The organism is Anaerolinea thermophila UNI-1 (assembly GCF_000199675.1).
GTDB lineage: Bacteria > Chloroflexota > Anaerolineae > Anaerolineales > Anaerolineaceae > Anaerolinea > Anaerolinea thermophila.
Genome location: NC_014960.1, coordinates 2,539,638 through 2,553,995, shown reverse-complemented (window position 1 = coordinate 2,553,995; position 14,358 = coordinate 2,539,638). Strand labels below are relative to the sequence as shown.

The following is a 14,358-nucleotide window of genomic DNA, read 5'->3' as shown; positions in this document are numbered from 1 at the left end:
CCTTTCGATACCCTCTGGGGCATTATACCAAGTTTTTAGGGTTACGTTTGTACTCCCGCTAAACCTTTTTACAGCCAGCCTCTCATCCAGTATACCAGGATGCCGATATACTCATGCAGGACGTTGGTGGTCAACTGCAGATTGGAACTGGAAGGCAAAAGCGCCACCAGTTGAGCCGGAATAGGTGCATGAAGCAGGTCTTCCCATTCCTGAAAAGGCACGGCAAAATCGGCTGGCGCAGGGATGACCTCAATGCCCTGCTTTTCAAAGAGTTTGACCGAACGGGGCATGTGCAGGGCAGAAGTCACCAGAATCACCCGCTGAATGTGCCGTTCTTTTAACAGTTTTGCGCAATACAGGGCATTTTCGTAGGTGTTTTGGGATTGGTCTTCTTCCAGAATGGCTTCAGGGGGAACGCCGAGCATTTTCAGCAAATGGCGCATATCCGAAGCGGGAGTAGAGGACTGTTCGCCGCGGAAGGCGACATTCCCGCCCGAGACGATAACCAGCGGGGCTTTCCCTTGCTGGTAAAGGGCGGCGGCGTACAGCACCCGGTCTCCTGCTGAGTTTACTTCCGGCTGACTCCGTGGTGGAAAGGCCGGCTCAGTCCCGCCGCCCAGCACGACCATTGCCGGCGCGCTGGAGATAGGTTCATTTGGCAGATACTGCCATTCCAGTGAACGTGCCAGCGTGGTTGCCACCCATCGATTGGATGAGACCAGCAAGATGAATAATGCCAGCCCGGTAAACAGGTTGCGCCAGCGGATGTTTTTCCATTTGAACAGGCTGAGGGCAAGCAAAACCAGCGCCATCCCTAAAGGATATAGAAACGGCGCCAGCAGTTTGGAAAGAAAGACAAACATATGTTGAATTATACAAAAGTTCCTTTTTCTGGTTGAATGGCTTTAGAATTGAGCCTTTGAATCCATCCATTTCAGATCGATGTTTGCAGGCTTTTCACCCTTGCGGAAGACCCAAAAAAGGGTATATTAGAACAAAAATTCTTATTTGCTCTGGTATAATGTTTGTTTGCACATTTTCCTGAAAGGGAAAGGTGTAGGGACAGGAAGATATGACTCAAGAATCAATTCGTGTCATTGGTGCGCGGGAACACAACCTGAAGAATATCTCGGTGGAAATTCCGCGCAATAAACTGGTGGTCATTACAGGTTTATCGGGTTCAGGCAAGTCTTCTCTTGCTTTTGACACCATTTTTGCCGAAGGTCAGCGCCGCTACGTTGAATCTCTTTCGGCGTATGCCCGGCAGTTTTTAGGGCAAATGGATAAACCCGATGTGGACTCCATAGAAGGGCTTTCTCCGGCAGTATCGATTGACCAGAAAGCCACTTCCCACAACCCGCGTTCTACCGTCGGCACGGTGACGGAAATTTACGATTACCTGCGCCTGCTTTTTGCGCGTGTGGGTATTCCCCACTGTCCGGTATGCGGACGTGAGGTGGTCAAGCAATCAGCGCAAGAAATTGTGGATGCCATAGAACGCATGCCCGAAGGCACGCGCCTGCTGGTGCTGGCGCCGATTGTGCGCGGCAGAAAAGGCACTTATCAAGCCGTGCTGGATGAAATTCGCAAGGCAGGGTTTGTCCGTGTGCGCGTGGATGGCGTGGTGTACAGCCTGGATGACGAGATTGCGCTGGATCGCTACAAAATCCATACTATCGAAGCCGTGGTGGATCGCATCGTTCTTCAACGTCCTGAGGATGCCGAAGAAGCCCAGCAGTTCCGCTCAAGGTTAACCGACTCGGTGGAAACGGCTCTCAAAGTGGGGGAAGGGTATCTTACCCTGCAAAATCTCTCGGTGGATCCCCCGGCGGATTTGTTCTTCAGCGAGCATCTGGCTTGCCCTGAACACGGGGTCAGCCTTCCGGAGATTGAGCCGCGCACCTTCTCTTTTAATACCCCGCATGGAGCCTGTCCTGATTGTCAGGGGTTGGGCAGTCGCCTGGAAATTGATCCGGATTTGATTATTCCCGACCCGGAACGCTCGCTTAACGATGGCGCAATCGTGGCGCTGGAATGGAACGGCACCCGCGAAGGGGGCGGCTATTCCTGGCAGATGATTGAAGCCGTTGCGCGGCATTACCACATCAATCTGGATGCGCCGGTCAAGAACATCCCGCCCGAAAAACTGGAAAAAATTCTCTACGGCACCAAAGGCGAAGAAATTACCATTCACTTCGAGGGACGCAACGGGCGTGAATCTACCTTCAGAACGGCATTTGAAGGCGTCATCCCCAATCTGGAACGGCGTTACCGCGAGACCAATTCGGATTACATCCGTTCCAGAATTGCCGAGTTTATGACCAACCGTCCCTGTCCAACCTGTAACGGGGCGCGTTTGCGCAAGGAAGCCCTGGCGGTGACGGTAAACGGCGCGAATATTATCGAGGTGACCGACTGGCCTATTCTCAAAACCCTTGAGTGGGTGAAAGAACTGGAAGAAGGCTCTGTTTTCACGCCGCGCGAGAAAGCCATCTCTGAGCGAATTTTGAAAGAAATCCGCGCCCGTTTGGGATTTCTGGTCAATGTAGGGCTGGATTACCTTACTCTGCGGCGCAGTGCCAGCACCCTGTCCGGCGGCGAGGCGCAACGCATCCGTCTGGCAACTCAGATCGGCTCCCGCCTGACGGGAGTGCTGTACGTGCTGGATGAGCCCTCGATTGGCTTGCATCCCCGCGATAATGGGCGTTTGCTGGAAACGCTCAAGGAACTGCGCGATTTGGGCAACACCGTTCTGGTGGTGGAACATGACGAAGAGACCATCCAATCGGCGGATTGGATTGTGGATTTAGGTCCCGGCGCGGGGGAACACGGCGGTTGGGTGGTAGCCGAAGGTACGGTGGAAAACATCCTGCAAAATCCGCGTTCGCTGACGGGAGCGTATCTCTCCAAGCGCCTGCGTGTTCCTGTCCCTGAAAAACGGCGTTTGGGCAACGGCAAAAAACTACGGATTATCGGTGCGCGTGCCAATAATTTGAAAAATATTGATGTGGAAATTCCGCTGGGCAAACTGGTTTGCATTACCGGCGTATCCGGTTCGGGAAAATCTACCCTGATGGTGGATATCCTGTATAACGCGCTGGCGCGAGATTTAAATGGCGCGCACACCCAACCCGGTGAGTACGAGCGTATTGAGGGGCTGGAATTTCTTGACAAGATTATCAACATTGACCAGTCACCCATTGGGCGCACACCGCGCTCCAACCCCGGGACGTATACCGGTGTCTTTGATGAAATCCGGCTTTTGTTCGCTGAACTGCCTGAGAGTAAGATGCGCGGTTACAAGGCAGGGCGTTTTTCGTTCAACGTGCATGGCGGGCGCTGTGAAGCCTGTCAGGGGCAGGGGCAACTGCGTATTGAAATGCAGTTCCTGCCGGATATTTACGTGCCGTGCGATGTGTGTCATGGCACGCGCTTCAACCGCGAAACCCTGCAGGTGCGTTTCAAGGGACTGAACATTGCCGAAGTCCTTGACCTGACGGTGGACAGCGCCCTGGAGTTATTCTCGGCGTTCCCTTCCATTGTCAACAAACTGCGCACGCTTTCAGATGTGGGACTGGGTTATATCCGCATTGGGCAACCGGCTACCACGCTTTCAGGCGGCGAGGCTCAGCGCGTCAAACTGGCAAAAGAACTTTCCCGCCGCGCTACAGGTAAGACTCTCTATGTGCTGGATGAACCCTCGGTGGGCTTGCATGCCGCAGATGTGCATAAATTGATTGAAGTTCTCCAGCGCCTGGTGGATGCCGGCAACTCGGTGCTGATTATCGAGCATAATCTGGATATCATTAAAGTTGCAGATTACCTGATTGATCTCGGACCTGAGGGGGGCGATCGGGGGGGCGAAGTGATTGCTGTGGGGACGCCGGAAGAAGTGTGTCGCAATCCACACTCTTACACGGGGCAGTATCTGGCTCGCTATCTGGCAGAAGAACAGCAACAATTGCTCCGACTCGCCTAATCCTTAAAACTCGTGTAGAATTGCCTTTATCAACCCTTTTTCATCATGACTGCGAACATGGCAAAAAAATTTGGAGAACGAAACAGGACATAGCCTATGATACGCAAAGATTCGCCGCAAAGCGTGATTGAATCCTACCGCCGGAGACAGCAAATGGGTCCCTTCATTGTTTGGGGACTGGCTGTTCTTCTGGTGGTGGTAGGAATCATCATTCTGGTGGTGTGGTTTACCGGGCAAAATCGTCCGGCGATTAGCCTGTTTGCTTCCCCCACCCCCACGGCAACCTCAACCTTCACTCCCACACCAGTTACACCGACTTCAACACCCACGGTTACTCCCACCGAGACCCTCACCCCAACCGTGACCGAGACTCCCACACCGCAAGGTCCCTTTGAGTACACCGTTCAGGAAGGCGATACCTGCTGGGATATTGCCGTGAAGTTTGAAGCCGACCTGCTGGTGCTTCTCACCCTGAATAATTTTGGCAATACCTGCCCGATTAAACCGGGGGATAAAATCCTTGTTCCGGTAAAAGGTCAGGAACTGCCTACCGAAACTCCCCTGCCTACCGATTTGCCGCGCGGGCAGAAGATTGAGTACATTGTCAAGACGGGTGAGACCCTGGATATTATCGCTCGGCGCTTCAACAGCACCATTGAGGCGATTCTCAAGGAGAACAAACTCACCGATGCAAATAAGATTTCCGCCGGTCAAAAATTAATTATCCCGGTGAACATCGTCACGCCCACGCCTACCCGCGCGCCGACACGTACGACTACTCCGGGTGGGTCAACCGCTACACCGGTACCACCGACAGCCACGGCAACACCGTAGAGGCGAAAAATGTCTGGAGGAGGAAGGCTTAACCTGCGAAGAACAGGCTTGAGCCTTCTCTCCCTTTTTATATGAACATGTTCAGAAGCATTTCCAAAAACGTTTCTCCGCGCCTTCTTCGCTGGATTCCCTGGGGGGTGACGGGCTTTTTGCTTTTTGCAGCGCTTTTGCGCTTTAGCGAGGCGGCTTTGGGAAGCCTTCCGGTGATTTTGACGAAGGCACTGGATACGCTCTCCAACTTTTCAGCGGTTTTTCTGGGGATTTTTGTGGAAGCCGTGCCTTTCCTCTTGCTGGGCACACTGGCTTCCGGGATTGTTGAGGTTTTTGTCTCTCGGGATGAGTTAATGCGTTGGGTGCCTCAACAAGGCATTGGTTCGGCGCTGGCGGGTAGTCTGATGGGGTTGTTTTTCCCCGTGTGCGAGTGCGGCGTGGTGCCTTTCACCCGCCGGTTGGTACGCAAAGGCTTACCGCTTTCGGCTGGTATTTCTCTCTTGCTTGCGGCGCCGGTGGTTAATCCAATTGTGATTGCCAGTACCCTGGCAGCATTTGGCGCAGGACCGGTGTTCTGGGGCAGGATTATTGCTTCTCTGCTGATTGCCTTTCTCACCGGCTTGGTTTTTACTCTGGCACAACCGCAGGAAGTCCTGCGAAGCGCTCCAGTGATTGCTCTCCCGCCGGTGATTCTTCCTCTGGAATCACCCGCACAAACCCCCCTCTCTCAGCGAATCAGGCAGGTGTTGATCCTTGCCGCAGATGAGTTTTTTGAGATGGGGCGTTTTCTGGTGTTGGGGGCTTTGCTGGCGGCTTTTATGCAAACCTTCATTCCACAGGCGGGCTTGCTTGTGCTGGGGCAGGGTCCGGTGCTTTCGGTGTTTGTGATGATTGCTCTGGCAATTTTGCTTTCAGTCTGTTCTACGGTGGATGCTTTCATTGCGCTGGCATTTACCGGTACCTTTACCACGGGGTCGATTCTGGCGTTCCTGGTTTTTGGCCCTATGGTGGATATTAAATCGACTCTGATGTTCCTGCGAGTGTTCAAACCTCGCGCTGTGTTGTATCTGATTTTGTTGCCCCTGTTGATGACCGCTTTATGGATGGTTGGAGTAAATCTCTGGGGAGGATGGGGATGAAAGAGCGTGCAACCCGTTCTTTTCAGGCGCTGGTTATGGCGGGGTTAGGGGTATTCCTGCTTTATCAGGTTAGCAGTGGTGGAATCACCTTCTATATTCACCAGCGTTTTGTCTGGTTGGTGGGCATTGGCGCACTCCTCTTACTGGTCATTGCTCAAACGCTATTTCAATCCCGTGTATCCGATGATGGGCATCTGGAGCACGAACATTCCGAGGCGGAAGAAGAACATCAGCATACCAGTACGCCCGGATGGGTCTTGTGGCTGATGATTCTTCCGGTGATGATGGGGATACTGCTGCCCCAGCGAGGACTTTCGGCAAGCGTGATTCAAAATCGAGGCATCCAAACCGCCGGGACACTTTCCTCGACTACACAGGTGGTGCAGGTGCAGGAAATCCCTCCAGAACAACGTACGGTTCTGGACTGGGTGCGGCTATTTTCTCAGCCTGATCAGCGTACCAGGATTCTCGGTCAGCCGGTGGATGTGATTGGTTTTGTGTACCGGGATCCTCGTTTGCCTGAAGGACAGTTTATGGTGGTGCGTTTTACCCTGACCTGTTGTGTTGCCGATGCCTCGGCGTTGGGCTTGGCCGTGTCTTGGGCGAATGCGGATTCTCTTGCGGAAAATCGCTGGGTGCGTGTGCGTGGAACTCTGGATGCAACCACCCTGGATGGAAGTCCCGTCCCCCTTGTGCTGGCAAAACAGGTGGATGAAGTTCCTGAACCGGCTCAACCCTACTTGTATCCATGACCCTTACCCGTTTTGACCGTCTTGTGTGGAGCATCCTTGCCGTTTTACTTCTGGCACTGGTGGGGATAACTCTTGCTCTACCCCGTCTTGGGCTGCCTGCTCCCCAACCTCTCTGGGGAGAGCAGGGTGTAGGCGCACGCGGGCCGGTGGGACTTCAATTCCCCCGCAGTGTGGACCCGGAGAGTGCCATACAAGCCGTGACCATTATTCCTCCCGTTGAGGGAGAGGTGAAATGGGAAGGAGAGCGACTGCTTTTTTATCCGCGTGTGCCGTTCCGTCAAGACGAAACCTACACCCTGAGTCTTCGTGAAGGGGTGAAAGCCCGCGATGGTAGGACGCTCAAGCGTGCTTTCGCCTGGACTTTTACGGTGAGAAGCCCTCTGCTGGCATACCTTTTTCCCAGCGCTTCAGCGGAAATCTGGATTCAAAATCCGGGGACTGCAGAAAAACGTGCCATCACCCAAACCGGCGGAAGAGTGTTTGATTACGCGGTTGCACCGGATGGCGAAACGCTGGTGTATTCGGCATACAATGATCAACAAGGCATGGATCTCTGGCAGGTGCGCCGCGATGGGAGCGAAAACCGCAAGATTCTCGACTGTGGTGCTGATTGGTGTCTTAATCCCGCTTTTCACCCTCAGGGGACATGGCTGGCATACAGCCGACGTCTGGCGCCCATTCAGCAAGGGGCTCAACCCGGTGTGCCACGGGTTTGGCTTTTGGATTTGACTTCGAACACCACCCAGCCTATCAGCCCTGACCCGAATGTGAGCGGTTCTGAGCCGTTATGGGCGCCGGTGGGGCGCCGTTTGTTGATGTGGGATGGGCTTTCAGGTGGCCTCCGCGGTGTGGACCTGGAGGCTCAGCAGTCCATCGTCATTCCTTCGGATATGGGCATGAGCGCCACCTGGACGCCCAATGGGAAAGCCATTCTTTTTACTCGCATGGTTCTTGGTGAGACGGTGGCGTACGCAGAAGTGTACCGTTACGATTGGGACACGCAAACCATCGAAAGAGTGCTGGGGAGTTCGGAAATGCCAAGGGATTACAGCGTTCCTGTATTCTCGCCCGATGGACAGTGGATGGCGGTTGGCCTGCGCGAGATTCAGGAGGGCCCTGCACGACAGTTGTGGCTTTTCCGTCCTGATGGCTCAGAAGGTACGTTGGTAGCGGGCGATCCACTGATTAATTTTTCTTCTTTTCACTGGCACCCGCAGGGTAACGCCATTGCTCTCCAGCAAATTACCCTGGGCAGTTCTTCTGCCCGTCCTCAGGTAGCCATACTGGATTTAAGCACCCACACTGTCTCGCTTCTGGCTGACGATGCTACGTTTCCCCAGTGGCTTCCCTGAAATTAACCGGCTAGCGCTCCAGTTCCTGTACGATTGCCAGTCTCACTCCCTCATCGTTATCTTCTTTCAGCCGTTGGGAGAAAAATTCTCTGATGCGTGGGGAAGAATAACGTCCCAATGCCCAGATGGCGTGCTGGCGCACCAGCGGTTCGGGCTCATTTTCCGTGCATTCTATCAGCGCAGGCACGGCGTATTCGTCCTGCGCATTTCCCAGCGCAACGGCAACATTACGCAAGTACCCGCGCCGACGGGGACGCTGAACGGGGCTGTTTTTGAATTTGCGATTAAATCCTGTCGAATCCAGGTGAATCTCTTCTAAGAGATTCGGCTCAGGAACATTCTCGCGGGGCTGAAAGGCGGGATACGGCTCTGTTTGTCCAAAGCGCTGATTCCAGGGGCATACCTGCTGGCAAATATCGCACCCAAACACCCAATTGCCCATTTTCTCGCGTAATTCGCGGGGAATGCTTCCTTTGTTCTCAATGGTCAGGTAGGAGATGCAGCGGCTTGCGTCCAGGGTGCGGTTGGGGAGAATGCATTCGGTAGGGCAGGCTTCAATACAGCGGGTACATGTCCCGCAGTGATCGGTCTTGAACGGTTCATCGGGTTCAAGCGCTACATCCAGAAAAATCTCCCCCAGCAAAAAGAAAGAGCCTTTACGGGGATGAATCAGGCAGGTATTCTTACCAATCCATCCCAACCCGGCACGGCTGGCAAGATCGCGTTCCAGAACAGGACCGGTATCGGTGTACCATTTGGCTTCAGGAACCCGCCCCAATTGCTGGCTCAGCCATTCCACAAAAGCCTGGAACAGTTTGGGAAATACCAGATGATAGTCTTCTCCCCAGGCGTACGAGGCAACTCTCCCCGTCAGGGGGCGATTTGCAGGGGGAGATTGGATGGATGATGCAATTGGTAAACTCACAAAGACCACTGAGCGCGCCGAGGGCAGGATGGCTTGGGGATTCCCCCGCAGGGCGCGGGCGCGTTCGTTGTCCAGATAGGACATCGAGCCGTGCAAGCCCGCTTCTACCCACTGCAGGTATTGCGGATAATGGGGCGGGGATTCCAGATGGGTTATTCCCACGCCGTTTGCTCCACGCTCGTAGAAAAATTGCTTGATTTGAGTTTCCAGGCTCATGCCTTCAGTATAACAAAAAAGCGCTCCCCCATCGGGGAGCGCTTTTTAGAACGCATTTCTCAAATTTTACTCAACAACTTCGATGGACAGGAACACCGAGTAGAAGTTAATACCCTGATCGTTTGTCAGCACCCAGATAGTGTTCGTCTTGCCTGTTTTATCTGGCGCGGTTAATTCAAAGACGATCTCCACCGTATCTTTGGGCTTGACTTCTTTGGTCAGATTGAGATCGTTGGGACTGCCCATCTTATCTCCGGCATAGTACCGGAAAGTGTATTTGGTCGACCAGGTCGTTGTTCCGATGTTCTTCAACACATACTTGACCAGAAATTTCTCGCCTTTTTTGATTTGCGTGCCGTCAGTGGGAGATTGTGAGACCCACTCGGCTTTATCACCGGTGGTTTGGGCAGGCGGCGCGGCAAGTGTATTGGTAGGCAGGGGAGTCAAGCCAACGGCTCCGGTAGGTGAGGGCTGGGGTGTGCCTGCCGCCGGTGTGCCGCTCAGTTCAGGCGTCGCTGTGGGCTGTATCATGGTTGGGGTAGGGGTAAAGGTCGGCGGTAATGGTGTGGGCGAGGGTTTGGCTGCCTCCGTCTGGGCAATTCCAGCCGCAACGGTTTGCGCGGCTTGGGTATACACTGCATTGGCATCCAGGGTCGGGGCGGCAGGGGTGGCTTGCTGACAGGCAACCAGCCCTGCGGTTGCCAGCAACAAAACTGCTATGCCCGCGAAAATTTGCTTTTTCAACATACGTACGTCCTCCATTCAAAATTACAGGGCTGAATTGTCTTACCGCTGATAGGAATTGTCAAGGGTTGAACGCTTCCAGGATGTCTTCAATATCCGGTACAGGCAGTTCTTCACTTTGAAATCCGTCTTCACCTCGAAAGGTAAAGTAGGTCACCTGTCCCGGGCGGATGGTCATGTTGCGGGTAAAGCGTTTTCCTAAATAATCAATAATGATTTCATAATCCCCAGCAGGGAGATCGCTCAGCACCAGATTTTCCTTGTAGTAAGGATCGCTGTTCACCGCTGATTTGCCGTAAGAGCGTACCGTCCATTTCTGGTTGGTTTTCCAACTGCGTACAATAACATCCTGTTCGGTGAGCAGGGAGCCATTGGTGTTGCGCAACTGCCCGACGAGGACTCCCCAGCCAATAGGGGGCGAAAGCCACAATTCCGGGTTCAGCGTGGTGAAGTAACTGTTGCGGTCGGTGCGCACTTCAAAGTGCAGGTGCGGACCGGTGGTCAAGCCGGTCACCCCAACCCAGCCGATGACATCTCCCTGCTGGACAACTTGTCCGTTCACCACATTCAGGCGTTCCATGTGGGCATATACGGTGTACAGGCGTTGTCCCTGCCAGCCAAAATCGTGGCGGATGGTCACGGCTAATCCGTAGGGATCGTTGGGGTTGTTTTGCCCGTAGTATAAGCCATACCCCGCCCAAACGACTCGTCCATTGCCAGCCGCCAGCACCGGGGTAAAGCGCGGGGCGGGGATATCCACACCGGTATGGACGATATCGGAACTGAAGAAAATCCCCCCATATCGGTAATCGGCAACGGGCCAGTTGACTTCATCGGCAGCGATGGGACGGGTGAAGTAAAAATGGTCGTAAGGTCCTGGCGCCCAGGGAACATCGTAAAGCGGTGGACGCCATGCCGATTTTGGCGGAGGTAAAGGGGTGGGAAAGGTAAACCGCACCGGCTCGCTATCAGCATCGTCCGATGATAAATCATCCGATCGAACAAGTTCCTGGCTCTCAGTCCCCTCAGCGTGTTGAGTTTCCTGCATGGCAAGGGCTGTATCGGAAGCCATTTCTTGCGGAATCTCTCTGAGGGACGTGCTACAGGCGCTCAGCAGGGTGAGCATTGCAAGAATCCAAAAGCCATAAGTCTTTCGGGTAACTGCTTTCATGGTTTGGGCGTTGTCGAAGGGGTAAGGGTGCGGGTAGGTGTGCGGGTGAAAGTTGGCGTACGGGTGGGACGCGGTGTAGCTGTTGGCGGCAGGGTGAAGGTTGGGGTATTCGTATAGGTGGGCATCGAAGTGGGAGTTGCCAGGGCTTCCGATGGGTAAATTTCCTTCATGGCGCTCCACCAGTCCAGCCCATCACGGATGACAAACTGATTAAATCGAATGCCGGGGTAGAATGAACGCCAGTTGGGTTGGGCAGGCAGACGTTCCCAGCGGTAGGATTGTGCCAGTTCGGTTAAATCCACCCAGTAACCGGAAGGTGGCGAGGATAGCCTGCCGCCCTGTTCGTATGCTGCCGGGTCACTGGTATAACGGGCTTGCAGATCCCAGACGGGTTCACGGAGAGGAATCCCCATTGAGCCATCTTGCAGGCGGGCTTTGAGATACAGACGCCAGTAGGTTTGACCTTCAAAATCTTCCCGCACCACCGTCATCCAGCCGGCGTTTAAAATCAGCGGGTTCAGGGCAAAGGCTCTCCCTGTGTACAACCAGTTTTCATACATGGAGGGCTCATAGGGAGTGGTCAGCGGCACATAGGCGTTTTCCAGGCTAGCAAGCACATCCCAGCCCGATTCACGCGCCGCGCGCAGGCGCAAACTTTGAAAGGCTTCATCAACGGCATCGTGGATTTTGGCTACAGGCGCGCTCACGTCTGCCAGATCTACCATGGTTTTGCGTCCTGCCGGTTCAACGGGAAACAGGGAAAGGTAAGGTTGGGTAAGAGGATCTGCTGGAGAGGTGTCTCCCTGCTGAATGGTTTCCCACAGCCAGCCGGTTAAGGGACCGGGCTTCCATACCATTCCATAGACCTTTCCGGGAATTTCTTCTGGCGGAATCAGACGCTGGAGCGATCCTCTGAGAGAGACCAGCAGAGCATGCTGGTTGGGCTGTTCCAAAGTCGAAAACATCCATTGCTCATCGGGAGTCCAGGCAACATCATCGCCATAGGCAGACATTACCGCCGGGTCTTGCGGATTTTGGGAGTCCCAGGTCAAAATGCGGTGTTCGCTTTCTTTTCGGGTAGCATATGCCAGATAGCGCCCATCGTTTGACCAGACGGGGTTTAAGTCCGCAGAACGCGGGTCGCGGCTGATATTTACAAAACGTTCTTCGGGCTTATCCAGATTCGCCAGCCAGATTTCAGCGTCGCCGGTACGGGTGGAGACAAAGGCAATCGTTCGTCCCCCTGGTGACCAGGCTGGATCGCTATCCGCCGCAGGGTCGTCAGTTAATTGAATGGGAGGTTGTGAGAGGTCATTCAATGACTGAAGATAAATGTCCAGTTGTTCATTCCGATAGGCTTCATAAGCCAGCCACTGTCCATCTGGAGACCAGGTGGGTGCCCCTTCATATTCCGGGGATTGGGTAATTTGCTGTGTTTCTCCGGTGGTCAGGTCGAGAATGAAAAGATCCCAGTACCCGTTTTGATGGGAGGTAAACGCCAGACGATTTCCATCCGGGCTTAGCGAGGGGTGCATTTCATCCCATGCGGTGCGTGTCAAGCGGGTGAGGGGGAGGAATTTAGGATGATAGGCAAACAGATGGATGCGCTCGCCATCTCGCATAAAGAGTAAAAGCACGCCCTCTTCCTGCAAAGTGTGCTGATGTTCTGGATTGAGCAGGGAAAGAGGAATAGGAGTGGCGGTAGGAGTGAGGGTCACTTCAGGTGCAGAGGATGGGGTGATGATGGTCTGCGTGGAAAGATCGAATGTGGGCAGGAAGAACGTGGGAGTAATGGCGGGAGCGGTGGGCGAATTTTGAAGGCGCTCCAGTACGTTAGGCCAGCCAAGCCACGACAGCGCGGCAATATTCAGCCCGATGAGCAATACCACAATCCCGAGTACCAGAGCCAGTGTAAGGCGTGAATTGGATTTCATGGGTGACTTGCGAACATTTTAGCATGAAACGAGTTCGGTGGGAGAACTTGCAAGGTCATCGAAAGGTTTACGGAAAGAGAATCATTGGGTCGAAAGCCTGGAAGAAGCCAGAGATACGCCACAGGCAGTACCAGCCCATTTCTTCCGGGGAGGCAGAGTTATCGTAGTGTGCCATGCTTGGAAAAACGACTCCAGAAGGTCCCAGCCGGGTTTCCAGATGCAAATGGGCATTGACCGAATTGCCCGTGCTTCCCACTTCACCAATTTCTGTGCCACAGTTCACAGATTCGCCCAGGGTAAGTGATGGAGGCTTGTTCAGGTGAGCGTACAGGTGATAGAGAGAAAGAGAAGAAAAATTCCCCTGAAAAGGGATGGATGGACAGGAGAGGGAGCACGGTGGAATCGGGGTGGGAACAGTTTGGGCATTTAATTCAGGCAGGCGTTCCCGAATCTCTTCTGGAAGGTTTTCCAGGGGTGTTTCAAGAATGATGGTATTCCCGTAAGGCTTTCGGTTGTAAATTATTCCCGCTACCTTTCCATCAAGGATGGCATTGACAGGTAACCCCAGCATGGGTTTTCCCTCTGGAGAGGTCCAGTAAGCAAAATCCACGCCAAAGTGTCCACCATCATCTCCGGGTGGAGGCGCCTGGAAAGGTGTTTTCAACAGGTCGGGGGTATTCAGATTTTCCAGAGCAATCCCCTCGAGGGGGGAACAGAGGGCGGAAACTTCCTCGCTCCCAGCCGGGGCAAGGGTTTCTTCTGTTCGCTGAATAGAGGTGGGACTTGGAGAAGATTCGGAGGGAGTGGAAACTTCAACCGAGGAGGGGAGAGAAGCCATCGGTGCGTTTGTAACGGTGGAACCCAGGCCGGGTGTTGGACTGGACGTGCAACCTGCCAGCAGAAAAACCAGCATCCATCCCGCCAGAACTACAAATTGGCGGTGCATGTTATTCCTGTACGGCAGGTGGCAGGCTGAAAGATATGCTCCGTTGATCCACTTCTCCATATTCCTGGTAATGTACGCTCACTGCCAGCACATAATTCGGGTCGTCCGAGGGATTGCGGATATGCAGGGTGAAGGCTAAATGGGTGTCAATATTCTCTACAATATGCGCACTGGTTACTTCTTCATCCTGCTGATACAGAGTAGCGGTCAGGTCGGGGCGCTCCCGGAACGGGGTAATCTCCACCATTACCCGCACCCGGCGATGATCCGGGGCAGGTTCAACCTTTAAGTCCACAATGCGCACCTCCTGGGGGGCGCGGGCGTCTTCGGGGGGATTCAAATAATTGTAGCGGGGCATCTTTTCCTCAAAAAACA

General features: G+C 53.9%; 12 protein-coding genes. 5 read left to right on the top strand and 7 right to left on the bottom strand.

The features are described from left to right. Nucleotides 1–68: 68 nt before the first annotated feature. Nucleotides 69–863 carry a YdcF family protein gene (locus tag ANT_RS11540; protein ID WP_013560704.1) on the bottom strand — a complete coding sequence of 265 codons (795 nt, stop codon included), beginning with the start codon at nt 861–863 and terminating at the stop codon, nt 69–71. Nucleotides 864–1,072: 209 nt separating this feature from the next. Here ANT_RS11540 and uvrA point away from each other — a divergent pair, with 209 nt between their 5' ends. From uvrA to ANT_RS11515, 5 genes are all read left to right on the top strand, one after another. Further along, nucleotides 1,073–3,979: an excinuclease ABC subunit UvrA gene (gene uvrA, locus ANT_RS11535; RefSeq protein WP_013560703.1), complete on the top strand. Its 2,907-nt coding sequence runs from the start codon at nt 1,073–1,075 to the stop codon at nt 3,977–3,979. 96 nt (nt 3,980–4,075) lie between these two features. Further along, complete coding sequence (locus ANT_RS11530) at nt 4,076–4,813, top strand: LysM peptidoglycan-binding domain-containing protein (protein ID WP_013560702.1); 738 nt, start codon at nt 4,076–4,078, stop codon at nt 4,811–4,813. A 77-nt stretch (nt 4,814–4,890) separates the two neighbouring features. Further along, nucleotides 4,891–5,943, top strand: a complete 1,053-nt coding sequence (locus ANT_RS11525; protein ID WP_172634621.1) for a permease — start codon at nt 4,891–4,893, stop codon at nt 5,941–5,943. Beyond that, entirely contained in the window at nt 5,940–6,695 is a 756-nt protein-coding gene (locus ANT_RS16545) for a TIGR03943 family putative permease subunit (protein ID WP_013560700.1), read from the top strand. The genes ANT_RS11525 and ANT_RS16545 overlap by 4 nt, the downstream gene beginning before the upstream one ends. After that, nucleotides 6,692–8,047, top strand: a complete 1,356-nt coding sequence (locus ANT_RS11515; RefSeq protein ID WP_013560699.1) for an Ig-like domain-containing protein — start codon at nt 6,692–6,694, stop codon at nt 8,045–8,047. The genes ANT_RS16545 and ANT_RS11515 overlap by 4 nt, the downstream gene beginning before the upstream one ends. 10 nt (nt 8,048–8,057) lie before the next feature. On the opposite strand, the gene queG is transcribed toward ANT_RS11515, so the two are convergent. The 6 genes from queG to ANT_RS11485 form a co-directional block, all read right to left on the bottom strand. Next, on the bottom strand, nt 8,058–9,188 hold the full coding sequence (gene queG / locus ANT_RS11510) for a tRNA epoxyqueuosine(34) reductase QueG (protein WP_013560698.1): 1,131 nt from the start codon (nt 9,186–9,188) through the stop codon (nt 8,058–8,060). 66 nt (nt 9,189–9,254) lie between these two features. Beyond that, the gene (locus tag ANT_RS11505) at nt 9,255–9,935 is read right to left on the bottom strand and encodes an NBR1-Ig-like domain-containing protein (RefSeq protein WP_041455008.1); all 681 of its coding nucleotides are present in this window, start codon (nt 9,933–9,935) and stop codon (nt 9,255–9,257) included. A gap of 58 nt (nt 9,936–9,993) precedes the next feature. Then, a complete protein-coding gene (locus ANT_RS16540) occupies nt 9,994–11,058 on the bottom strand; it encodes a M23 family metallopeptidase (protein ID WP_049784897.1) in 1,065 nt (354 codons plus the stop codon). 41 nt (nt 11,059–11,099) lie between these two features. After that, a complete protein-coding gene (locus ANT_RS11495) occupies nt 11,100–13,037 on the bottom strand; it encodes a TolB family protein (protein WP_013560695.1) in 1,938 nt (645 codons plus the stop codon). Nucleotides 13,038–13,104: 67 nt separating this feature from the next. Further along, nucleotides 13,105–13,983 carry a M23 family metallopeptidase gene (locus ANT_RS17710; RefSeq protein ID WP_013560694.1) on the bottom strand — a complete coding sequence of 293 codons (879 nt, stop codon included), beginning with the start codon at nt 13,981–13,983 and terminating at the stop codon, nt 13,105–13,107. A gap of 1 nt (nt 13,984) precedes the next feature. Then, the gene (locus tag ANT_RS11485) at nt 13,985–14,341 is read right to left on the bottom strand and encodes a hypothetical protein (RefSeq protein WP_041455007.1); all 357 of its coding nucleotides are present in this window, start codon (nt 14,339–14,341) and stop codon (nt 13,985–13,987) included. Nucleotides 14,342–14,358: the final 17 nt, after the last annotated feature.